General features: G+C 44.2%; 19 protein-coding genes. 2 read left to right on the top strand and 17 right to left on the bottom strand.

Annotated features, from left to right (window positions below):
* Positions 1-81: 81 nt before the first annotated feature.
* The 3 genes from FSU_RS10370 to FSU_RS10360 all read right to left on the bottom strand — a co-directional run bounded on the left by FSU_RS10370 (position 82) and on the right by FSU_RS10360 (position 3,032).
* Positions 82-1,602: an ABC transporter ATP-binding protein gene (locus tag FSU_RS10370; protein WP_014546359.1), complete on the bottom strand. Its 1,521-nt coding sequence runs from the start codon at positions 1,600-1,602 to the stop codon at positions 82-84.
* A 73-nt stretch (positions 1,603-1,675) separates the two neighbouring features.
* Positions 1,676-2,407 carry an energy-coupling factor transporter transmembrane component T gene (locus tag FSU_RS10365; protein WP_014546358.1) on the bottom strand — a complete coding sequence of 244 codons (732 nt, stop codon included), beginning with the start codon at positions 2,405-2,407 and terminating at the stop codon, positions 1,676-1,678.
* 19 nt (positions 2,408-2,426) lie between these two features.
* A complete protein-coding gene (locus tag FSU_RS10360) occupies positions 2,427-3,032 on the bottom strand; it encodes an MptD family putative ECF transporter S component (RefSeq protein WP_015732087.1) in 606 nt (201 codons plus the stop codon).
* Positions 3,033-3,206: 174 nt separating this feature from the next.
* Here FSU_RS10360 and FSU_RS10355 point away from each other — a divergent pair, with 174 nt between their 5' ends.
* On the top strand, positions 3,207-5,576 hold the full coding sequence (locus FSU_RS10355) for an efflux RND transporter permease subunit (RefSeq protein WP_014546356.1): 2,370 nt from the start codon (positions 3,207-3,209) through the stop codon (positions 5,574-5,576).
* A gap of 147 nt (positions 5,577-5,723) precedes the next feature.
* Positions 5,724-6,797 (top strand): Fic family protein, encoded by a 1,074-nt coding sequence (locus FSU_RS10350; protein WP_015732086.1) that lies wholly within the window; start codon positions 5,724-5,726, stop codon positions 6,795-6,797.
* Between the two features lie 57 nt (positions 6,798-6,854).
* Here FSU_RS10350 and FSU_RS10345 read toward each other — a convergent pair whose 3' ends face one another.
* The 14 genes from FSU_RS10345 to FSU_RS10285 all read right to left on the bottom strand — a co-directional run bounded on the left by FSU_RS10345 (position 6,855) and on the right by FSU_RS10285 (position 22,430).
* Positions 6,855-8,954, bottom strand: a complete 2,100-nt coding sequence (locus FSU_RS10345; RefSeq protein WP_014546355.1) for a heavy metal translocating P-type ATPase — start codon at positions 8,952-8,954, stop codon at positions 6,855-6,857.
* A 167-nt stretch (positions 8,955-9,121) separates the two neighbouring features.
* Positions 9,122-9,346 carry a hypothetical protein gene (locus tag FSU_RS10340; RefSeq protein ID WP_014546354.1) on the bottom strand — a complete coding sequence of 75 codons (225 nt, stop codon included), beginning with the start codon at positions 9,344-9,346 and terminating at the stop codon, positions 9,122-9,124.
* A gap of 235 nt (positions 9,347-9,581) precedes the next feature.
* Positions 9,582-10,010, bottom strand: coding sequence for a flavodoxin (locus FSU_RS10335; protein ID WP_014546353.1), 429 nt, complete (start codon positions 10,008-10,010; stop codon positions 9,582-9,584).
* 133 nt (positions 10,011-10,143) lie between these two features.
* Positions 10,144-10,704, bottom strand: coding sequence for a DUF3793 family protein (locus tag FSU_RS10330; RefSeq protein ID WP_014546352.1), 561 nt, complete (start codon positions 10,702-10,704; stop codon positions 10,144-10,146).
* 281 nt (positions 10,705-10,985) lie between these two features.
* Positions 10,986-12,110, bottom strand: coding sequence for a hypothetical protein (locus FSU_RS10325; RefSeq protein ID WP_014546351.1), 1,125 nt, complete (start codon positions 12,108-12,110; stop codon positions 10,986-10,988).
* Positions 12,111-12,391: 281 nt separating this feature from the next.
* Positions 12,392-15,259 carry a ferrous iron transport protein B gene (gene feoB, locus FSU_RS10320; protein ID WP_014546349.1) on the bottom strand — a complete coding sequence of 956 codons (2,868 nt, stop codon included), beginning with the start codon at positions 15,257-15,259 and terminating at the stop codon, positions 12,392-12,394.
* Entirely contained in the window at positions 15,259-15,543 is a 285-nt protein-coding gene (locus FSU_RS10315) for a FeoA family protein (RefSeq protein WP_015732083.1), read from the bottom strand. The genes feoB and FSU_RS10315 overlap by 1 nt, the downstream gene beginning before the upstream one ends.
* A 2-nt stretch (positions 15,544-15,545) precedes the next feature.
* Complete coding sequence (locus FSU_RS10310; protein ID WP_014546347.1) at positions 15,546-15,980, bottom strand: metal-dependent transcriptional regulator; 435 nt, start codon at positions 15,978-15,980, stop codon at positions 15,546-15,548.
* A gap of 411 nt (positions 15,981-16,391) precedes the next feature.
* Positions 16,392-17,522 (bottom strand): sigma-70 family RNA polymerase sigma factor, encoded by a 1,131-nt coding sequence (locus FSU_RS10305; protein ID WP_014546346.1) that lies wholly within the window; start codon positions 17,520-17,522, stop codon positions 16,392-16,394.
* Complete coding sequence (locus FSU_RS10300; RefSeq protein ID WP_015732082.1) at positions 17,522-18,049, bottom strand: hypothetical protein; 528 nt, start codon at positions 18,047-18,049, stop codon at positions 17,522-17,524. Before FSU_RS10300 ends, FSU_RS10305 begins: the two co-directional genes overlap by 1 nt.
* A gap of 12 nt (positions 18,050-18,061) precedes the next feature.
* Entirely contained in the window at positions 18,062-18,859 is a 798-nt protein-coding gene (locus FSU_RS10295) for an AAA family ATPase (RefSeq protein WP_014546344.1), read from the bottom strand.
* On the bottom strand, positions 18,828-20,057 hold the full coding sequence (locus tag FSU_RS10290) for an AAA family ATPase (RefSeq protein ID WP_041917848.1): 1,230 nt from the start codon (positions 20,055-20,057) through the stop codon (positions 18,828-18,830). Before FSU_RS10290 ends, FSU_RS10295 begins: the two co-directional genes overlap by 32 nt.
* On the bottom strand, positions 20,039-20,206 hold the full coding sequence (locus tag FSU_RS16430; protein ID WP_014546343.1) for a hypothetical protein: 168 nt from the start codon (positions 20,204-20,206) through the stop codon (positions 20,039-20,041). The genes FSU_RS10290 and FSU_RS16430 overlap by 19 nt, the downstream gene beginning before the upstream one ends.
* Complete coding sequence (locus FSU_RS10285) at positions 20,199-22,430, bottom strand: DEAD/DEAH box helicase family protein (RefSeq protein ID WP_014546342.1); 2,232 nt, start codon at positions 22,428-22,430, stop codon at positions 20,199-20,201. Before FSU_RS10285 ends, FSU_RS16430 begins: the two co-directional genes overlap by 8 nt.
* Positions 22,431-22,434: the final 4 nt, after the last annotated feature.

Genomic DNA, 22,434 nt, shown 5'->3' with positions numbered 1-22,434 from the left:
AATATTGGGTGTAGGGCGGCGCGATAAAAGAACATTACGCATTCACGCTAAATCGGATGTCGAAAACTCGGCATCCGTTTCTCATTCCACCATCGCCTTGACAAGCTGTTTTTCATTCCCTAACAGCGGATACTGTTCCACGATTTTCCCGCGTTCCATGCGAATCACAGATTGACAACTATTCAAAATAAATTCAGGGTCATGGGTAATTACGAGCAAAGTTTTTCCGTTTGCAGCAAGTTTTTTAAGCGTTGCAGAAACAGCAAGCATTTGCCTATAATCAAGGCCACTTGTCGGTTCATCGAAAACAACAATTTCGCAGCCGCTTGAAATTCCGCTCGCTACAGCGACACGCTGTTTTTGCCCGCCCGAAAGTGTCATCGGATGATTGTCCGCATATTGCTTGAGATTGAGCCCTTCAAGAATTTCAAGCGCCAAGTTCTCATTTTGCGGTTTCATGCCGAGCAGGACTTCGTCCAGAACGCTTTCAGTGAAAAGCTGGTGGTTCACGTCTTGCATAATTAGGTATGCGCCGCGTTTGCGTGCTGCACGCTTTTGATGCCAGCTCCCCTGCAAGCCGCACAGCACTTGGGCAAGCGTCGATTTGCCCGCACCATTATGGCCAACCAGTGCCGTAATTTGTCCACATGGGAGTTCAAGACGGTCAATATCGAGAATTGGATGCTTTTTGTGATACGCAAATGTCAGGTTCGTAAAGACAATGGATTTCGCTATGGATTGCTTCGCTTCGCTCGCAATGACGTCACAAGGCTGGTAATCCCGTCGCAATTGTGAACACGAGAGATAATGGATCCTATCGCCTTCGGCTCCAGGATGACAGACTGAATTCAACATTTCCAGATTCATGCATCGGAGTCCGAGGCTTGCCGCATATTCCGGGCCTTTCGCTTCGAGTTCCGCAGGCATCCACTCTTCTGCAATTTGCCCATCCTTCACATAGCAAATTCTATCGGCGACATCACGCAAATAGTAAAGGCGATGCTCCACGATAACGACCGTCTTCCCCGCCTTTTTCCATCGCGAAACAATTTCCTTCAAATCCGCAATCGTCTTGAGATCCAGATTCGCAGAAGGTTCATCCAGCACAAAAATTTCAGGGCCCGTTGCCGAAACAGATGCGCACGCAATTTTCTGTTTTTCGCCGCCCGAAAGGTTAAAGATGCTACGGCCAAGCAAATGCTCTAAATGAAATTCCTGAACAACATTCTCCACGCGTTGTTTGATTTCTTCGGGATCGATTCCCAAATTTTCGCAGCCAAAAGCAAGTTCGCAATCCGTATCGATGTTGAAAAATTGCGAACGCGGATTCTGAAAAACGGAACCCACAACTCGTGAAATTTCGGCTAGTGTCATATCGGAGGTATTCTTGCCACCGAGCAACACATCGCCATCCATCGTTCCCGAATGGTAATGCGGAATCAAACCGTTAATGAGCTTTGAAATCGTCGTCTTTCCGCAGCCCGATTCACCCGCCAGCACAACGCATTCGCCCGAACGAATTTCCAGATTCAAGTTTTTGAGAATCGCATCGTCAAGGGAATCAGAGTAAGAAAAGGAAATGTTTTTTAGAGAGATGTTCATTTTTCCACCTTGTCATGCCCGCCAGAGCCTGTGCTGAGCAAAGCCGAAGTAAGCGGGCATCTCCTTTTCAATGCTATACGGAAGGGAGATTCCCGGTTAAACCGGGAATGACATAAAACAAAACAACTACAATACAATAAGCGCACACAACAGCATCCGCCCAGCAGAATCCAATCGTTGCAACGCAAGTGCGTTTCGTATCCGTCGAGAGTCCACGCGTCACCGCCGCAATCGAAAGTTCATCGCCAATTTTCGTAATAGAAACCAAAAGCGGAACTAGCCGATATTCAAGAAACGCCACCGGATTTTTTAAAGTCCGCAAACTGAACAAGCGGATTCCGCGCATTCGCATTGCATTGCCAATCGCACGGGACTCATCATACACCGTCGGGAAAAATCGAATCATCACAATCAAGGGTATCGTCACCTTGTTCGAAACATGCATTCGCGACATGCATGCCAAAAATTCATTGACCTTGGTAGTTGTTATCACATAATAAAGCACAGCGCAGGCCGGCATAATACGGTACATCAAAAACAACGACGCAAGAATTATCGTACCCGAGGTACCAATATCCAAATTTTTCACAAAATCAAAGAAAAAACCAGCAGTCAAATAAACAAAAAAGAAAGCGCAAACAAATTTCCACTTTCCCTCAAGCAAAAGTAAAATAGACGCTACAACAACCATCAACAAGCTATAAACTAGCGGAGCGGAAAAAATCATACCATTTGCCACCGCCGCTAAAAACAGTTTTGTCCGCGGGTCTAATGCAAACGCAAGATTCCTAGATTGCTTCGTCACTTCGTTCCTCGCAATGACGCTATTTTGCAAGTCCGATGCGTTCAAAATGCTTTTTCATCATGCGACGAGCAATAAAACCACCCACCACAGCACCTGCGGCACCAAAGCCAAAAAGTCCAATCAAAGGCCAATAGCTGCTCGAGAGTTCCGCCAAATGAGCGATATAGGCGCTATCACAAACAGAACTGCAATATGCCAAATATTCTTCGGTCGAGAACCAAAGCGGAATCATCATCGAAGAAGGTACAAAACTAATCATCACATTAGCAAGCAGGCAACCGACAAAATTTTTATGGAACAGCTTTAAGCAAAGGCCCGCCAAAACGCCATATATCACACAAAGTAAACCAAAAGAAATTCCATGACCAGAAATTGTCATGACAACGCCGAAAAGCGTGCAAAGTAGCACACAGCAAAGTAAAGGCCTTTCCACTTTCGAAAAGAAAAGGAACAGCGGGACGCTCGTCACCAAGCTCACTACGCATGTAGAAACCACAATAAACGCAGGAATAAAACCGATGCTCGCTCCAAGTCCAGAAAGAACAAGGTAAAGTGCACCAAAAATGCCCACGTTCACGAGGTCACGCACCAATGTATTCGAAGATTTTTTACCAGTAGTTCTCATAGCCGCCAAAACTTGAAAAATCCCACAAAAAAAGCTACTCCATTTAGACGCAGTTTAGCCCCGTTTAACATTTTCCACACATACTATATCATCACTTGTTCCTAACGCGTCCGAATGGAGTAGAAAAACAAAACTCGTTATGTTATTTTCGGGCAAAATTTTTGGGGAGGAAACATGCAAGTTTCTCGCGTTAATAAAGTTTTCGCCCGTCTGGGGCGTTTTCAAGTTAAATTTCGTTGGCTGATTTTACTTGTAACAATTCTTGTGACTCTCGCCGCATGCCTCGGACTTCCGCAACTGCAAATGACCAGCAGCGAAGAAGAATGGTTTGACGATTGGGACAAAGTCAAAATCGACCAAGCGCACTTCAATGACGTTTTCGGCAGCGATGACGGCTATATGGTGATGGTCCGTGCTAACGATGTTTTTGCACCCGAAGTTTTAAGTGCCATTGACCGACTTTCCAAGCGCCTCGAAAACGAAGTCCCTTACGCCGACCGCGTTGTTTCACTCACACACAACTTATCCATCCCTATAGCAAACAACGAAGGCTTTGAAGTCATCGACCCGTTCGAAAGCGGCATCCCGGCAGATTCAGCACAACTCGCCGCCAAGAAATCACTCATCATGAGCCGAGAATCGCTGGTAAACAACATCGTCTCTGACGACGCCAAAGAAACCTGGGTCATTCTCTCGTTAAAATCGTACGAAGGCGGCATCGATTTCGGCAAAGACAGCATCGCACCTTTCGCCCGCAACGTCATTCTCTCTGACGAATTCAAAAGCGACAAGTTCGAGATGCTCCCAACCGGCATGAGCTACACCGAAATGGAAGAGAACGAAGTTATCTCGCGTGAATGCGCTATACGCATTGGTATCGGTTTCGCCGTTATGCTCGCATGCCTTATTTTATTCGTACGCTCTTTGCGAGGAGTCATCGTCCCCGCCATCGCCACCGTCGGAGGAATCGCATCTGTTCTCGGCGTAAACGCTTGGCTTGGCATCATCGGCGACGAAAGCATGGTTGCGCTCCCCGTACTTTTGGGCATGGCACTTTCGGTCGGTTACTCCATCCATTACATCAATTCATTCCGCATGCACTTTAGGCGCACGGGCAACCGCCGCGAATCCGTGATAAACGCTGTCGAAGAAACCGGCTGGCCCATTCTCTTCACCGTCATCACTACCATTGCCTCGCTGATTTCGTTCCTGTTCGCAGGCATCCGCCCGATCCGCTGGATTGGCGGCATTTCGGCAGGCATCGTCTTCATGGTTTATTTGTATGTCATCATCTTGATTCCGATTCTCATGAGTTTCGGTAAGAACGCAAAGCCCGACCCAACACAAGTGAAAGCCGCTGGCGCAACCAAGGCAGACATTCTCTTTGAATTTTTCGGACGCAAAGTTTGCAGGCACAGCGGTATCGTAGCCGCCATTTCTGCCGCCATAATGTTGTCGCAAATTCCAGGCGTGATGAACATCGACGTAAACATGGATTACACAAAAACGATGGGCGAAAAAATCCCGTTCGTCACAAGGCTTATGGACATGCTTAGCGGCAAACTCGGAAGCCTCTACGATTTCAACGTAATGATTGAATTCAACGAAAGTGATGCACTCAAAGATCCCGCCAACATGAAACGGATCGAAGCGCTAGAGCAAAAGCTCGGCACGCTCCAGCTCACAAAAATTTCAGGCGACAAGCCCCGTGTGCAATCCGTAACGCGACTCGTGAAAGAAATGAACCGCACACTTAACGCCGACAGCACGGAATACTACAAGATTCCCGACGCACAGGACATGCTCACGCAACTGCTGTTCCTCTACGAAATTTCAGATGCCGACGCGCTCTTTGAACGCATGGACGAAGACTATAAAACAACATTTATCCACATAGAACTCTCCGGGTACGACGCCAAGAAAATCGTTGAAGACCTCGATTCCGCGAAATCGTACGCAGCGCAAATTTTCCCGGACGCTAAAACATCCATCGTCGGCGAAGTCGTAAACTACGCTGAAATGAACGGCAAGCTCGTCAATGGACTGTTGCGTTCGTTCGGAGGCTCTTTTGTGATTATCGCCATCATGATGATTCTCGCATTCGGGAGCATCAAGGCGGGTCTCATCGGCATGATTCCAAACGTCGCCCCCGTACTTTTAATCGGTGGCGTCATGGGCTATTCGGGAATGCCGCTTGACATGATAACGATGATTGTGATGCCGATGATTTTGGGCATTGCCGTTGACGACACCATCCACATGAACAACCACATCAAATACGGTTACGAACGCACAGGCAGCTACAAAAAAGCGCTGTTACTCTCTTACCGCGAAATCGGTAAAACGATGGGCATGACGACATTCATTCTCTGCGCGATGTTCTTCGTGTTCATCTTCAGCCCGATGGGCGCACTGCACAATGTCGGATTGCTTTCCATCATCGGTCTTGCAGCCGCCCTCGTCGCCGACTACACGCTTACCACCGCCCTCGTGTACGTCACCAAGCCCTACGGAAGAGAGAAACGCAATAAACAAGTCCGCTAACAATGTCATGCCAGCCTTGAGCGGGCATCTCCAGATTAACAAAAAGTGGTATAACACCACCATTACGACACGATTTTTGAAGAAATTTTGCTAAAAAGGTAGTTGTTCGGCTACCTTTTCGCAAACATTTTAATTATATTTAAAATTATGCGATACCTGACCCTAGAAAAAGCCCTTAACGCATGGAACACGCTTCAGCCGATTTCAGAAGAGGACAAGACCCGTCTTGCCCGTCGCTTTTCAGTTGATTTCAACTACAACAGCAACCACATTGAAGGCAACACGCTCACTTACGGGCAAACGGAAATTCTTCTGCTTTTTGGGAAGGTCATCGGCGAAGCGAATGTGCGAAGCGTGCAGGAAATGGTCGCAAGCGAAGTTTCGCTCAAGATGATGGTCGCGGAGTCACGCGTCAAGGAAACCCCTCTCACGCAAAATTTTATTAGAGGTTTGCACCACACATTGTTGCGCGAGGACTATTCCGTCCATCGTGAACTTCCTGGAGGAATGCAGGTCGGGTATGTCGTTCATGCAGGGCAATACAAAACTCGCCCAAACAGCGTCATCACACGATATGGAGAACGATTCGACTACGCCTCCCCAGAAGAAACGCCCGCGATGATGACAGATCTAGTCGATTGGTACAATAACGCAGAAAAAGAAGGCAACTTATCGCCTGTGGATTTAGCAGCGCTGTTTCACTATCGCTACATCAGAATTCATCCGTTCGAAGACGGCAACGGTCGAATCGCTCGACTACTCGTCAATTACATTTTGGCAAAACACGACATCCCCATGGTCGTGGTCCGTAGCCGAAAAAAAGAAGAGTACCTAGAAGCACTGCACGCCGCTGATTTAGCGGTGGGAGCAGCACCTAGTTCTGGCGCAAACGCATCCATCAAAGCCATTGCTCCGTTCCTCAAATATTTCCGCAGCATGGTTGCGCAAGAAATTGATGCCGACGTCCGATTCCTTACCAAGCACGGAGAAAACATTTGGTGGTATGACGGAGAATGCATTGAGTTTCGTTCGCCGAACTACAGCAAAATTTTGGAATTAATGCAAAGCGAGCCCGTATTGTCGCTAGCAGATATACAGCGAAAACTGAACATTCAAATTTCAGCCGTTAAAAAGCTCGTCCAACACCTTCTTGACAAGCATTATATCGAAAAAGGTAAAGACGAAGGCTCCTGGCACGTATTTATCGTGCAATCGATTTAAAAAAGTATTCCCTAAAACAAAGGGAATACTTAAAACAAGAAATAACTGGGATGACGTTCACTCCACTTTTAATTTCGTCATGCTTTTTGCGCAAATGCCCATGGTCGATACGTTGTGCAAAAAAGCAGACGTTGTCGGAGAAAGCAGACCGAAGAATCCGCCTACAAGCAAACTTGTATTGAACGTGATGATAAAGCGGTAGTTCTTCATGATGCGTTCCATCAGCTTTTGGCTCAAGAGGCGCAGTTCCACGAGGTCTTCGAGATTCTCGCGGCGGAGCGTCACATCGGCTGTTTCGCGGGCAATATCCGAAGCATCGCTCATGGCAACAGAGACATTCGCTGCAGCAAGAGCAGGAGCATCATTAATGCCGTCGCCCACCATAATCACGCGCTTGCCTTCGGCCTTCATGCGTTCCACATAATGGTGCTTGTCTTCTGGCAAGACCTGCGCAAAGAACGTATCGATTCCCAAATGTTCCGCAACGCGTTCTGCAGCATTCAAGCTATCGCCCGTCAGCATCACCACATTCTTGATGCCACTTTCACGCAGCCCGCGAATGGCATCCGCAGCTTCTTCACGCGGAGGGTCACCAATGCAAATGGCACCCGCCAATTCTCCGCCAATGCCGAGGTAAATCACGGACGCAGCACCCGCCTGTTCGTCAATAATCGCCTGGTTCGCTTCGGAAACATTGACCTTTTCATCTTCAATGACAAAGTGCTTGCTTCCGATGACCACGCGCTTGCCCTTGAGCGAAGTTGCGATACCGTGCGCCACGATGTACTGCACATCGGCATGTTCTTCGGCGTGATTGATATTGCGTTCCATTGCGGCCTTCACAATCGCACGAGCCATGCTATGCGGGAAATGTTCTTCGATGCATGCCGCGATTTTCAAGATTCGCTTTTCGGAATATTCGCCAAACGGAATAATCTTTTCAAGACGCGGTTCCGCCTTCGTGAGCGTTCCCGTCTTGTCGAACACAATCGTATCGGCAAGAGCAAGTTCTTCCAAATACTTGCCGCCCTTCACCGTCATGTCCATATCCGCCGCTTCACGCAGCGCAGAAATCACGGAAATCGGCGTCGAGAGCTTTATCGCGCAAGAGTAATCCACCATCAAGATGGAAACCGCACGCGAAATATTCTGCGTCAACAAGAGCGTAAGTCCAAAGCCCAGGAAGCTAAACGGCACAATGCTATCGGCCAAATGTTCCGCACGGCTCTGCACGCTCGCCTTCAAGTCTTCGCTACGGTCAATCAGTTCCACGATTTTCTGGATTTTCGTATTGCTGTTCACTGCAGTCACGCGGACCACAATCGAACCTTCTTCAAGAACCGTGCCTGCAAAGACGATTCGGCCGGCAGTTTTCATCACCGCCTTGGATTCACCCGTCATCGTCGATTCGTTCACAAAGGCTTCGCCTTCCATGACGCGGCCATCCACAGGAATCATGCTACCGGAGCGGATGCGGACCAAGTCATCGACCTGCACATCCTTCATATCTACCAAAGTATCCACGCCGTCTTTTACGACCCAGACCTTATCTACCTTGACGGCGAGACTACCCGTCAAAGCCGTGCGCGTACGCGCCTTGGTGTAATCTTCCAGCAAGCCCGACACGCCCAAAAGGAACATGACCGTACCTGCGGATTCATAATTTTTCTGGAGCAGGCTAGCACCAATTGCAGCCCCATCCAAAACATCGACGGTGAGCTTTCCGCTCATGAGCGTCGAAATTCCGCGAGCCACATAACGCAATCCGCGAACCACCGTAATTGCCGTGCGAATCGGAAGCGGTAAAAACCAACGCGACAAATAGCGCCTTGCAATCATTCCCGTGAGGCTTGCCTTAAAGCCATCGTCCAAAGCTTGCAACTGGTATTCCGTTTCACCATCGCATTCAGGCAATTCTTTGGGGTTGAGCGCACTTACAAAATCAAGAATCTGCTTACGGCTCGTCTCGAAATCGCCCGCCTTGGCGGAATATTCAAAAAGGAGGCCGCCATTGACGCTACGCACCACAACACTTTTAACGCAAGGCTCACTCAAGCAAGCCTTGTGAATGCGCGCTTCATAATCACGTTCAAAAGCGTACGCCCCAGCACGCAAGCGAAGGCGACCCGGCTTATCGTAAACGATTCTGAATTTCATAACGATTAAAAACCTGCAAAAATAAACTGTAGGCTATGGGGTATGGGCTCGTTCGCCTTCGGCTCACTTTGGGCTATGAGCTTAATGTAATGGAATAGCCCAAGCGTAGCGACCTCAAAGCGAAGCGTGCTGAGAGGAGCTTTAGCTCCGACCCCATCGCTCAAAGCCTACTTAAGACCTGCTTCTGCCTTGGCGTCGTTGCAAATGTCGCTAGCTTCGTCCTTCATATCCTGGAAAGCAGCCTTGGCGTCAGCCGTGAACTTCATGCCATGAGCAAGTCCCTGAACGGCGAGTTCGCGGGTCTTCTTTGCCTTGAGCACCTTCTTAGCGACAGCGGAGCCCACAGCGCCGGCAACAACAAGCCAGAATTTTTCGTTTTTGAACATAGACATATGTTTCTCCTTATTAAAGAAAAATCAGCGGAGCAACTTGCCCGCCTAAAAAAATTAGATACTCTCCCTTCCAATGACTAATTACAAATAAATTAAATATAAAACTATCGCAACCCCGCACCGCAGTTGAGTTTCACGAGATTGGCGCTAACATTGTTAGTGATTTTCTAACAATGTTAGACTCTCTAATTTTGTTAGAGAGTCTAACATTTCATGGATCATCGAGACTCAACAATTACGAAAGTGCAAGGACCTTACCGAGTTCACGGCACTTTTCCTTGCCAGCATCATCCGGAGCGCCTTCAATAGCGAGCGGTTCATCAGCAAGAACGAGGCCTGCATTTGCGGCATCTTCTTTCCACGGATTCATCCATTCGCCACCACCCCAGCCGTAAGAGCCGAAAAGCACGACTTTCTTACCCGAAATCTGAGCCTTCAGCTGATCATAAAGCGGCTGGAATTCGCTATCTTCGAGTTCTTCGGCACCCATTGCCGGGCAGCCCAAAGCAAACTTGTCAAATTCCTGGGCCTTATCGGCAGAAAAAGCAGACGTATTGAAAAGCGTCACATCGGCGCCAGCTTCCTTTGCGCCAGCAACCACTTCATTCGCCATAACTTCGGTGTTACCCGTACCTGTCCAGAAATTAACAGCAATTTTGTTCATTTTATGTTCCTTTTGTTATCGGTTAGTTTTCAAATCATTTCTGTCATGCCCGCCTCCGAGCGGGCATCCCCTTACTTATTTCTAGAAGGAGATTCCCGGTCAAGCCGGGAATGACAACATTGTTGATTTTTCATCAACTTGCAACTGTCAACTGCTCCAAAGTTTCACCAAGTTCAAATCGTTCTCGTAAAATCTTTTGACATTTTTTGTATACTTCAAAAATGTGCATGGAATTCGGCACGTCGTTATAGACCTTCCAGCAGCCAATCAACTTGTAATTTTTACCGCCGTACGTAATAAAATCTTTCACATCGTCAAGCGGGTATCCCAAAAACACGCCCACTTCATGCGGAAAACACACCGAACGCGTCATGCGAACCTGAAAAAAGTTCAAAAGCGATTCAGCATCAAAGCAACTGTAGCCAAAACCTTTCAAAAAATTACGTACTTCGCAAGAGCATCCCAAATTCTGTAAAGCGCTATTCCGGTAGACATAAATAAAATAACGCCCACAGCGTTCAGCAATCACGCGAGCCGCAACGCCCTTAGGGTTCAACGCCTGATTCCAACGAGCAAGGATATTGCAAAGCAAAACACCATCAGCAACATCGACACAAAAGAGATTGCCCAACTTATGGCCCGCAAGAGTCGGGGCACATTGTCGAACCAAGCAGGAATCAAGGTTTCTATCCATGAACAACCTAAGCATTTAGTATAAAGTCAAAAATCCCGCCGTTAGCCTTCGCCACGGCGGGATAACCTATTCTAGCATATATGAGGTAACGAAATCTATATGCTAGCCGAGCTTCTATGGCAATAGTCTCTGAGATGTATTTTAGAATTTTTCATTCTCTAACTCAACTCCAAATAGACTCAAAACAATCCCTAAAGTTAGATTAATCTAATAAAATTTGTCTATACAAAAATCCCGCCACGACATTCATCGAGGCGGGAAGTTTATCCTATGGCAAAATCTTAGAATGCGAACACAGTTTCGAGACCGAAGCCGAGGCCAGTATCGTCGCCAGCATCATCGCCGACCGGGATATTGAACTTGGCAAAGCCAGTCACTTCAAGACCTTCGACCGGAGTGAAGTAAGCACGGAGGCCTACGTTGAACGTAGAGACGTCATCGTCCTTGTCAAGCGTGTTCGTGTGGTATTCCAACGGAAGGCCAAGAGCGATTGCATCGTTGATCTTTACGCCCGGTTCGCCATAGACAAAGAAGTATTCAGGAATTTCTTCGCCATGGACAGTCGGAGCCTTGTCGTCGAAAATAGCGTAGAGCACAGAGGCCTTGACATTGAACGTGCCGAGATCAAGAGCCGGTTCGAAAAGCAATGCATGAGTTGCTTCCGGAGCGTCTTCGGTAAGGGCGTCAACATGAGCACCGTAAACGAAGTGGAATGTGAAAGCATCGAACTTCAGGTTTGCATCAAGACCGGCGTGCAATTCGTTGTGCTTGCCTTCCTGATAAGATTTGTAATCAAGGAACGGACGCAACACATGTTCACCAAGGCCGAGTTCGTAAGCGAGGTGGAGGTCATAGGCAACACCTACACATTTTTCTTCACCATCTTCTTCAACGCAAACCTGATTGTCGTTGTCGCCGCGACCAAAGCCGAGGCCAAAAACAAGTCCGTTATAGTCAATTTCAAATCCTCGAATATCGTGTTCTGCCATGCCGGCGGCATTATCAGCTGGATCATCATAATCGTAGAAGTTCAGGAAAGCTCCTTCCGAGAAAGTCAAGTCACCAAACTTCACAGCAAACTTGTCATTATGCGTGTACTGGACAAATGCGCCATTGTAAATAGCGGTCGGATCTGTCGTTTCGCCATCAGCTTCCAACTGTACAGATGCAGACCATTTTTCGTTAAGCTTAACATCAACGTTCAAATCGAAAGTAGAAGCGTAGCTATGGCTCTGCTTATCGTCATTAATCACATCGCCCGTGTAGGCGTCAAATTCCACTTCACCAGAGAACTTGACTTCCGGGCCTTTAGATGCGGCTTCAGCTTCCTGAGCAAGCGCCGGAACGGCAAGGATAGATGCAGCAGCAAGACCAAACAAGAGGTTGGATGTTAAACGAGTCTTCATTTTTCACTCCTATGACGGATTCTTTTGATTTTTTGTAACACTCCGTCAAGCGTTTTACATTTTGTGTTACAAAACTCTAGGCTTTTCGCCCTTTTTACTCTTCTTAAAGCAAAGAGCGTGCCAATTATTTTTCAGTTCGTTCCATTCAGAATCATTTTTTTCTGCGCCCATTGTTAGTTTCTCCTATCTTTGTTAGTTTAGTCTAATTAAGAGCGTTTAATTAAGGGCTGGCAGGTTTCGGGCCTACCAGCCCTTAATAATGATTCTTGACTCAAATGCAATTAGTCTTCGAAACGCCCTTTCTTATTTGCGCTCATACCAAAGAGCTTAAGGAACACGAATGTTGCCACAAGCACGATGATCGAGCTTACAATCCAGAATACATTGCCACCGACCGGCACCTGGTAGAGGAGCACCGCGACAGCCCAAGCGAGGATTGTCTGTACCACAGCCATCAACACACCAAGTCCAAGGCCGATTTCGCGAACCACGACACCCATCGCAGCAAGGCACGGCACATAGAGCAAGATGAAGATGAGGAATGCAAACACCTGCCAGTTAAATCCATCGACCGGGTTTCCGTTCTTGTCCGGGTTGTGGAAGTAAGAGCGGAGGTTGGCATAGATGTCAGCCGTTTCGCTCAAGTCGCCTTCTTCGAGAGCGCCGATTTCATCTTCGCTCAGCGTAAGGCCTGCAGCAGCAAGCTTTGCAAAGACTTCTTCACGAGCCTTGTCGGCACCTTCATCTTCGCTGAAGGTTTCGATAGAAGCGTATTCTTCGCAAGTAATCGCTTTTGCATCAAGAATCTTATCAAGCGTGACCTTCTTGAGTTCTGCGGCATTCTGCGCTTCGAGTTCACCAGATGTTCCGAGAATGTCCGTGAGAGAGCCGAAGACTTCACTCAAGTTTTCCGGAATCGTGCCAAGGGCTTCCTTGAATGCACCGAGAATATCCGGAGCACCACCTTCTTCCTCTTCTTCGGCAGGGCATTCGTCCACGCCTGCGATGAGGATCTTTTCTTCAGCGGTGGCAGGTTCAGCAGCAGCACTGTCTGCGACAACTGCGCTATCAGCGACTGCGGAATCAGCAACCGCGACCTTTGCAGAATCGGCTACAGAGCTATCAGCAGCCACAACTTCCACGGGCTTCTCCGGAGCTGCAGCAACTTCGGGAGCCTTCGGGGTCTCGGTAGCAGCCGAAGCATCACCCGGCCCCGCCATAGAGTACAGCGAGTTCATCGTACCAATCACAGCTTCCTTAGCAAGGAGGCCAGTGAAAAGCGACACAGATGCAGGCCAGTTGTTAGATTCAACACCGAATGGTTCAAAAACCGGGGTAATTGCCTTACCGATTACAGAAAGCAAGCTGTTTTCGGAATCACCGTTACCCGCCGTAAATTCGCTTTCCGTCTGGACCTTGGATTCGTCAATCACGACACCTTCAGGGAGCAGCACTTCCTTTTCGTCCTGCACCATGGCGTAGCCTTCTTCGCTCTTCACGATTTCGGTCTTTTCGCCATTGATTTCGGTGTAGAGCTTGTCCACAAAGCCAAAGCTATTGAGGAAGCCAAGTATTGCAACCGCAATCGTAATCACCTTACCGGCGCGAATCACGTAGTCACGCAAACGGAGCCAAGAGTGGATCATGAGCGACTTGAACTTCGGCAAGTGATAAGGCGGCAGCTCCATCACAAAGTTGCTAGCCTCACCCACAAACAAGGAGCGACGAAGAATCAAGCCGTACACGATCGCAAAGAGAACGCCCGCGAGGTAGAGGGCAAACACGACCGTCCCTGCCTGCGTTCCAAAGAATGCAGCTGCAAACAACGCATACACCGGAAGGCGAGCGCCGCAGCTCATGAACGGCACGAGGAAAATCGTGAGGAATCGTTCACGCTTGGATTCGAGCACGCGAGAGCCCATAATGCCCGGCACGCCGCAACCAAAGCCAACCATCATCGGCACGAATGCACGGCCCGGGAGTCCGAGGAATCGCATAAAGCGGTCCGCGACAAAAGCGGCACGTGCCATGTAACCCGAGTCTTCCAAGAAAGAAAGGCAGAGGAACATAAAGAAGATGACCGGAATGAACGTCGACACAGTCTGGATACCAGCACCGATACCGTCGGCGAGGATTGCAGACACAAAGCCCGGCGCATGGAACACATCCGTGAGCAAGTAGCCAAGGCCATCCACAAAGATAGCGCCAAACAGCACGTCAAAGAAATCAATGAACGCAGAACCAATCGTCACTGCAACCCAGAAGACCAGGTACATGACCAAGAGGAAAATCGGGAGCGAAGCCCAGCGGTTCAAAAGCACGGAGTCGAGCTTATCGGACCAGGTTCTCTTGGAACGGTTCGAAAGAATCGTCTTACCTGCAATTTCGTGAGCCAAACTGTAGCGTGAATCCGCCATCGCAAATTCGCTTTCTTCGCCGAGAATCTGCGTGACTTCGGCCTTGTTAATCTGCACCTTGGCTTCGGCAAACTTGTCCGCATAGCTCTTTTCGTTGCCCAAATACATGAGCGAAACCCAGCGGGCATCCGCATCCAAAAGCTTTGCAACCGGCTCAACCTTCGGCTCCAAATACTTGACAGCAGCTTCAACCTTCTCGCCGTAATCAATCGCCTTGGGCGTCATCTTCTTGCCCGCAACAACATGCGCCATTTCGCTGATGAAGTTCGTGATGCTTCTTTCGTTCACGGCAGAAAGCGGAATCACCGGCACACCGAAACGTTCAGCGAGGATATCCAAATCCAAATGCAAGCCGCGCTTTTCCGCGATGTCGATCATGTTCGCCGCAATCACCATCGGGATCTGCATGTCGACAAGCTGAGAAGTCAAGAACAAGTTACGTTCAATGTTCGAGGCATCAATGATATTGACAATGAGGTCCGCTTCGCGAGTGAGCAAGTAGTCCACAGCGGCGCGTTCATCTTCGGCATTGGCAAAAATTGCATAAGTACCCGGCAAGTCCACCACGCGGATATGCTGGTTACCGAGTTCAAAAAAGCCTTCCTTCTTTTCGACAGTCACGCCCGGCCAGTTACCAACACTCTGGCGAGCACCCGTAAGGGCATTAAAAAGAGCCGTTTTACCGCAGTTCGGGTTACCGGCAATTGCAATAGTAAAAAGCTTCGGAGCCATTAGACCCTCTTCAATTTAAGAACATTCGCTTCTTGTCTGCGAAGCGACAAACGGTAAGAAAGAACACTCACCTCAATCGGATCACCGAGAGGCGCAATCTGCAAGACTTCAAGCGTTACACCACGGACAAGTCCCATCGACAAAAGCTTGGACTTGTAGCGGGCATCGCCCTCATTGTAGCCGACAATTTCAACCTTGTCGCCCTTCTTGAGATCCGAAAATTTCGGTTCCAAATCCCATTTTTTAGTTTGCGACTTGCCGCCGCAACCACAATTACAACCCATTGTTATTTTCCTTTTTTTGCCTTTAATGCATTCGCCTTTTTCGCAACGACGCCTTCATTTCCTTTTTTCATGAAGTCTTCGATGGTCGAAAGGGTTTCAGCCGAAAGAATATGTTCCATGCAGCAGGCGTCCTTGTCAGCAATTGCTTCGGAAACGCCGAGACGGATTAAAAAGCCCTTCAAAAGAATATGGCGGTTCAGCACATCGGCTGCCGCCTTACGCCCTTCTTCGGTGAGTTCCACACCGCTATAGGGTTCCTGAGTCACAAGGCCCAGCTTTTTAAGTTCAAGAATCGCTTTTGCCACAGAAGGCATCTTCACAGAAAGGGCGGCGGCAATATCCTTGACACGGGCAATCCCGTTTGCCAAGCGAAGCATATGCACCATTTCCAGATAGTCTTCGAGGCTCTGGCTGAGCTTTACGTGATTGTTTTCCATATTTGATGATCCTTTAAACGTTAACGTCGCCTAATTTTATTAGACAAGACTAAAATTAGTAAGCCAAGGCTAATTAGTCAAGGCTAAACTTTTGAATTTTCGCAGAAATATGAGAAACGCAAGAAAAGATATAGGGAGGGCCTATAACACATCATATGGACTCATCATTTGGGTCACTTTATACCATTTTTCATGAGAAAATGACCAACAATGCCAAAATCTTGTGTTTTTCGAAAAAAAGCACATTTAGAGAGTTATACCGCAAAAAAGTGCTTATAATTCTCTAAATGTCTTGTTTTTGAGGACATTTAGAGAGGGATAGAGGGGCGGTAACATACTTTGCGGGCAAAAAAAATCGTCCATAATTTTACTTACATTTCATCACAATCTATGCAATCTAGCAAATGCAGGCTAATGCAAATCATCAGCATCATCTTTGTCCACATTAGCGTTTCTATGATAAATATCCTTAAACTCAAAAGCCATTTTTTCTCTGAACCATTCTTTCCGTCTTTCTAATTTAGTCAAAGCTTTTTTTTCAATTTGCCGAATGCGTTCTCTCGATACCACCTGATGAGAACCCAATTCAACTAATGAATGCGAATCTTTACCATTCAAGCCATAACGATGTTCAACAACATTATATTCCCGATCCGTCAAACATTCATTAAGACATCGATTGATTAGGATCTGAACATTCTTTCGCTCTATATCATTTTCAACATCCGTCAGAAAATTTTCATAACAACTTTCTGAATACACATTATCAAGAACATTATCCAAAACGTCTTCATCTAGAAAAAATACATGAAGAATATCGTACAGCACATTTGACCAATATTCTTCTAATCCATAACAAGAACAGACATACAGCAATGCATCTTTTTTTCCCAGTCTATTATATTTAATATCCTTATACAATTTTCGACAAAGGTTAACTATATTCACCGGAATTGAAAAAAAAGGAACACCAATTGTTCTAGCCAAATAATCAAATACAGCAATACTTATGTAACTCGCAAAAGTTTGATGTTCATCCGGCTTATACGAATTACAAGCAGAAACCAATGCTAAACAAGCTTCACCAATGCAATCGACAATATTCTTATTATATGCAACAGATTCCCTATATGCTAAAATTACTGCAATACGTAGATTTCCCTCTATAGCACGTTTTCGAGCGTATTCATGTCCTTCAAAGAGCTGATATTGAATGCGAACCATTTCTTTTTTATCTGCTGGTTGAATTTTCCTAACATACTCTATGAAGTTTTCTAACAAAGGTTCGGCTGCTATAACCGCATCAAAAATGCAGGAAAAATCCTTATAATTGACATCATTCTCAGCTAGGATTTCCACCTTTGAATGATTATTGATTATGATGTTATTTTCTAGTACTACATCCGTAAGTCTTTCAATATCATCTATCTCAAGATTAAACAAATCCCCACAAGAAAGTATATCGTCAAGAGACACATACCCTTGCGAATTAGATTTTTTTAATAAGAATTCAAAAGCTTTTTCGATCCCAGTACAAGCCATTAGTTCAAAGAATCGAGGAGTTTTTCTTTATTAACATTTTGATTATAGCGTTCATTTATGTCGTCGACAAAACTCGATAAATTTTCAATAAAATCATCAGTTTTTGCGGCATCCGCAATTAAATGTTCGTACAAAACTTCAATTCCACCTAATAAATAAGATTCAAAAAGTTCAAAATCACCATCATTTTTTCCAAAATTACGAAACGCATGATCAATGCGATTTTCCTCATTCTGTTCATATTCAGAATCCAAAAGCAATATCAACTGCATATTGAAAACAAGATTGTCTTTTGCATTAAGCATCTGATCCTTCAAAATATGAGCATCATAAACTTTTCCATTAGGATCTTTCATATCATTATCTTTAGATCCTTTTCTCTTATATAAAAAGCCAACAATAGGAGCCTGAACATAAACATCAATGTTACGATTAAATAATTTAGCATTTGTTTCACCCAAATTATTTGCCAACAAAATCATATAACGAGCATGCTTACCCGTTAAGCGAACTTCCTTATCGAACATTATCATTCTCCCTTACTCTAAGACTGTTTCTGTTTCACTTATCTTTCTTATTTTGTGTGATTTGCCTATTTTATCACCCATATACTCCATAGCCAAATCACCATCGGTATCTTTAATAAAGATAATTACCTGTTCTGTCAAACGAGGAATCGTTTCACATACAGACTTAATGTGCTTTTTATCAAATTTTGACAACGGAGCATCCATTACCAAAGGATATATATCAGAAGACAAATCATGATCTGTTTGAGACAATCTATTTTCTCTAGACATTTTAATCATGCTTGTAATAAAGGAAAATATAACAGAAATACCCTGACCTTCAGATAGCTCAACCTTATCATTAACATTATTTGCAATCACATCTATTTGATATTTCTCATTTATTTTTACTGAAAAATCACCATTATTAATAGTCGAAAAAATTTCATTCATATTAGCTTCTAGCCGAGAACGAACTTCCGCTTCACTAGTCGAATACTTTTTATACAACGCATCATAAAGATATTGAGCATAAGCCTTATAAATTTCAACCTTACGATTTTTTTCGCTAGCAAGAGCCCTATCTTTACGTTTCTTATTTGCCTCCTCACGTTTGATTCTCGCAGCTCCAATTTCTTGATTTAATGTATCTCGTTCTTCCTTATGCTTGCTAATAATTCTTCCACATTCCGCAATAGTTGCAGAAATTTCTTGAACAATTTCTTCTACATCTTTTCCATTTAATTTCGGATTTATTTCATTTTCGATTATATCTTCCGCATCCATAATTTTGTCTTCAAAAACACTTATTTGACGATTTTTTCTCATTTCTTAACGATACGAAATCATTGATAGAATTCAATCTATTTCTCGCTACCATTTTAAAATCATTCACCATACTTCCAATAGATTTTGGAGGAAGCACATCAAACCATTTTTTTAATTCTTCCACCTCAGGAGAGTTCTCCGAAAGACAAGTTCCACACAAACATTTATGATGATCTAGCAAATACTGAATCGTTTTATCCGTTATATTCGGAATATCACTACCAGACAAATTCAATTTAACAAGTATGTCAAACGCAGGCTTAATAAGTCCTAAAGACAAAAATGATGTTGCCTGATTATTAAATTCACGACAAATATCTTTCTGAGCTTCAGCTTTACTAATAGAATATTGTTTGATATCTTTTTCCAAGGATTCTTTATATTCTTGCAATTCTTTACTTGATTCATACCCCTTCAGTTCTTCTTGCTTCGCCCGTCGTTCTTCTTCAGCTTTATAATCTTCATTATCTATTTCTGCAATACGTTTTCCTTTATTTTCGATTTCTTCATCGCAATCATTGATGATTTTTGTAAGCTCTCTAACAGCAGAATCACTTGCAGAATCATACCGCTGATTATATTTACCAATAACAGAATTTTTCGGACCACCATTTAGGTGTTCCAAAGCTTTTTGCATCCCTTTTAAGCCAAGCAACCCTTCAACAGCCTCTGCAAATTCTTCGGATTTCTTATAACCGGAAATCTCTTTACCCATGGTTTCAATACGTTCACCATCAAAAAAGAAATAACGAGACAATTCCTTTCTTAGAATTAAATTAATTGTAGACTCTCTTTTGGAAGCCTCAACAAAACTTTTATTTCCTGTTTTATCCTTTTTCTCAATTTCACAAAAAGAACTACCATCTACCTTAACATTATTTCCAAGATCTTTTCTAAATCTTTGAGTTCTCTTAATCTTGTAGTGAACATCTCCATGCTGTAAGTTTATTTCAACGAACGTATCCGCAGGAGCAGACGGAGTCATTTCACTCGCAACAGATTTGTTTAAAACAACAGAATCCTTAAAATTTGTGATACCATACAAACACCAAAAAAAGCTTTGCAAAAAAGTTGTTTTTCCACTACCATTTTCACCGATAATAATGGTTACATTTTTTCCATGAACATCTTGTGCAAAATCTAAAAAGGCATCCCTATATTGCCTAAAATTATGGAGTTTTATGGATTCGAGTAACATTGTACAACCTCCTCAATTTCTTTTTGAATATCAAGAATCATTTGCGGATCACTTTTTTGTTGAGTTTTTAAATTGATTTTTTCGAGTGCGACTATCTTTTTCATCAAAATGTCAGCCTTTACTTTATCAATTTCGATTTCTTTACTCATAGAAATCCTCCATTTTTTTGTCGTTTAAATCCTTGTCAGTTATTTGGTACACTTGTTGAATTTCATCAATTAGACACAGGCTGTCAATTCGATTCAACGCAATACCAGAAAACTCTTTCAACCGCAGCAATTCATTTTTTACAAGAGCTCTACCACTAGCTTTTTCTTCATCAGTTAAATACCGCACCGCATCAATATTTTGTGGCAGAGTCACAAAATCATATATTTCTGCATATTCTTTTCCGGGCCACGTTCTCAAAACACGGCCTCTGCGTTGAATATACTCCTTTGGATTCGTTGTACTAGCTAAAATGAAAGCTGTTTTAATTGAAGGGATATTCACGCCTTCATCCAAACATTTTATTGCTACTATAGCCTGCAAATTTTCGTTCTTAAAATTTTCAGTTATAACTCTACGAGATGCAATATCTTCTTCCGATGTAAACCGAGATACCGACATTCCCATTTCATTTCCCAATATTTTGGTCACAGCTATAATTTGTCTTTCTCCAACTTCGGACTTATCAAAGTCATATTCTCCGCCACTAGAATCGGAATCGTAAACAACTGTTGTAGCCCCACAATACACCAAGATGTTTGTTTTTTTCTTATATGGTTCAATACATTTTCTAAATGCATCTAATTTATTTTGCGCACCAGCAACAATTCTTGAGCGTTTTATAGCAAGAAGTTCACCATATGAATCTAATTCAACATTTCCACTCTTCGAGACCCTTGTATGCTGAAGCATCTCTTTAGTCAGCCGTTTATACTCAGAAAATTCACCATCCGTCAAATGAATTATAATTGGATAATATTTATATGGAGTAAGTTTTTTTTCTTCAATAGCTTTTTCCAAACCATAGGAAACACAAACATAACCAAAGTAATCATACAAAAACCGAGTTCCCTCATCATCGCCATGCCGGTCAATTGTCGCAGACAAAGCTAATCTATAGTTAAACTTCGAATCAAGTATCTTCTTAAAGCCCCCTGCTCCAGCATTATGTGCTTCATCAACAACTAGCAAACAATCCGCTTTAATATTTTTTAGTTGGTCTTGAACAAAATTACTTTTGAAAGTCGCGTTAGTTGTAACCACACAAAAAAAACTTTTTTCACTCGGACGAATTTTCTGGTCACGAACAGCTTTCTTCAACCTATCTTTCCAATCAATTTGAGACGATGTCGAATACGCAATAATTGGCCTAATATTGAATTTAACAACATCTTCAACCCATTGTTCTACAAGATGTTGATACGGCACAACAATAAATGTTGCAAGTTTTTTATTCGATTCAAAACATCTAGTTACAGCCCCTAAACCAGTAAGCGTTTTGCCAGTACCAGTGGCCATATCAAAAATTCCGCAAAAACCTTGTTTTGCCCAATTATCTATCGCCTCTTTTTGGTAATCAAAAATGTTTTTTTCAAACCATTTAGGCATCATTGGAACATTCTTTTTTACTAACGGAGAATATTTTGCAGATGATTCTCCTAGATTCATTTCACCTATTTTAGGAGGCTCATATGAAAAGTCTTCATCCATATCAAATTTCGGAGCTGTTTTTTTGTATCGTCGTATAATTTCATCTTTCAATTTCGGGAACTCAAGAATTTCCAGAGCGTCATCAGTCCCATTCCAAATTTTTTCAAAGGAATTCTTTTTTTTCAAAGCCCTGTCTTTTTCAAAATCCTTCCACGAACAGAATACATCTGTGGATTCATAATTGTTTAGAAATGCATTTTCTGATTCATTTGAAGATCCCGAAAATGCTACATAATTTCCATCAGAATCTTCAATTATTCCTAGTTTTTCATGATACATGCCTGCTTTCGTAAGCGCAATTTTTATATCCATACGGCATTCAGCAATAAGATTTGCCAGCATATTTAAGCGTTCAACTTCTTTGCCATTTTCGGGTTCAAATAAGTTTCTCACCAAAGCGTTTTCAATAATTTCATTTCGAGCTTTATATCCATCTCTCATAGCCTGAATGTCTTCAGTTGAGAGATATGGAGTAGCTACTAATCTTATCTTACCCCCATTCTTCAAAAAACTGCACAATCCAACAGAAAAACAGGATAAGGCTGTTGATGAAAAAAATCCAACAGATCGATCATACGCAATCGCTTCGCTTAAAAGCGGATTGTAGAAATCACGAATTATATTTCCGTGTAAATTTCTATATTCCGACTCAATTTGTATATTCCGTAAACTCATAAGC

The organism is Fibrobacter succinogenes subsp. succinogenes S85 (assembly GCF_000146505.1).
Taxonomy (GTDB): Bacteria; Fibrobacterota; Fibrobacteria; order Fibrobacterales; family Fibrobacteraceae; genus Fibrobacter; species Fibrobacter succinogenes.
Note: the sequence above shows the minus strand (reverse complement) of the source record. Positions and strands in the feature narration are given on the sequence as shown.

Coding starts and splice junctions, on each gene's coding strand:
- FSU_RS10340 (WP_014546354.1), bottom strand. CDS start 9,346: ATGTCTATGTTCAAAAACGAAAAATTCTGGCTTGTTGTTGCCGGCGCT.
- FSU_RS10290 (WP_041917848.1), bottom strand. CDS start 20,057: ATGTTACTCGAATCCATAAAACTCCATAATTTTAGGCAATATAGGGAT.
- FSU_RS16430 (WP_014546343.1), bottom strand. CDS start 20,206: ATGAGTAAAGAAATCGAAATTGATAAAGTAAAGGCTGACATTTTGATG.
- FSU_RS10350 (WP_015732086.1), top strand. CDS start 5,724: ATGCGATACCTGACCCTAGAAAAAGCCCTTAACGCATGGAACACGCTT.
- FSU_RS10345 (WP_014546355.1), bottom strand. CDS start 8,954: ATGAAATTCAGAATCGTTTACGATAAGCCGGGTCGCCTTCGCTTGCGT.
- FSU_RS10315 (WP_015732083.1), bottom strand. CDS start 15,543: ATGGGTTGTAATTGTGGTTGCGGCGGCAAGTCGCAAACTAAAAAATGG.
- FSU_RS10335 (WP_014546353.1), bottom strand. CDS start 10,010: ATGAACAAAATTGCTGTTAATTTCTGGACAGGTACGGGTAACACCGAA.
- feoB (WP_014546349.1), bottom strand. CDS start 15,259: ATGGCTCCGAAGCTTTTTACTATTGCAATTGCCGGTAACCCGAACTGC.
- FSU_RS10285 (WP_014546342.1), bottom strand. CDS start 22,430: ATGAGTTTACGGAATATACAAATTGAGTCGGAATATAGAAATTTACAC.
- FSU_RS10370 (WP_014546359.1), bottom strand. CDS start 1,602: ATGAACATCTCTCTAAAAAACATTTCCTTTTCTTACTCTGATTCCCTT.
- FSU_RS10300 (WP_015732082.1), bottom strand. CDS start 18,049: ATGTTCGATAAGGAAGTTCGCTTAACGGGTAAGCATGCTCGTTATATG.
- FSU_RS10305 (WP_014546346.1), bottom strand. CDS start 17,522: ATGGCTTGTACTGGGATCGAAAAAGCTTTTGAATTCTTATTAAAAAAA.
- FSU_RS10325 (WP_014546351.1), bottom strand. CDS start 12,110: ATGAAGACTCGTTTAACATCCAACCTCTTGTTTGGTCTTGCTGCTGCA.
- FSU_RS10355 (WP_014546356.1), top strand. CDS start 3,207: ATGCAAGTTTCTCGCGTTAATAAAGTTTTCGCCCGTCTGGGGCGTTTT.
- FSU_RS10295 (WP_014546344.1), bottom strand. CDS start 18,859: ATGAGAAAAAATCGTCAAATAAGTGTTTTTGAAGACAAAATTATGGAT.
- FSU_RS10310 (WP_014546347.1), bottom strand. CDS start 15,980: ATGGAAAACAATCACGTAAAGCTCAGCCAGAGCCTCGAAGACTATCTG.
- FSU_RS10330 (WP_014546352.1), bottom strand. CDS start 10,704: ATGGATAGAAACCTTGATTCCTGCTTGGTTCGACAATGTGCCCCGACT.
- FSU_RS10360 (WP_015732087.1), bottom strand. CDS start 3,032: ATGAGAACTACTGGTAAAAAATCTTCGAATACATTGGTGCGTGACCTC.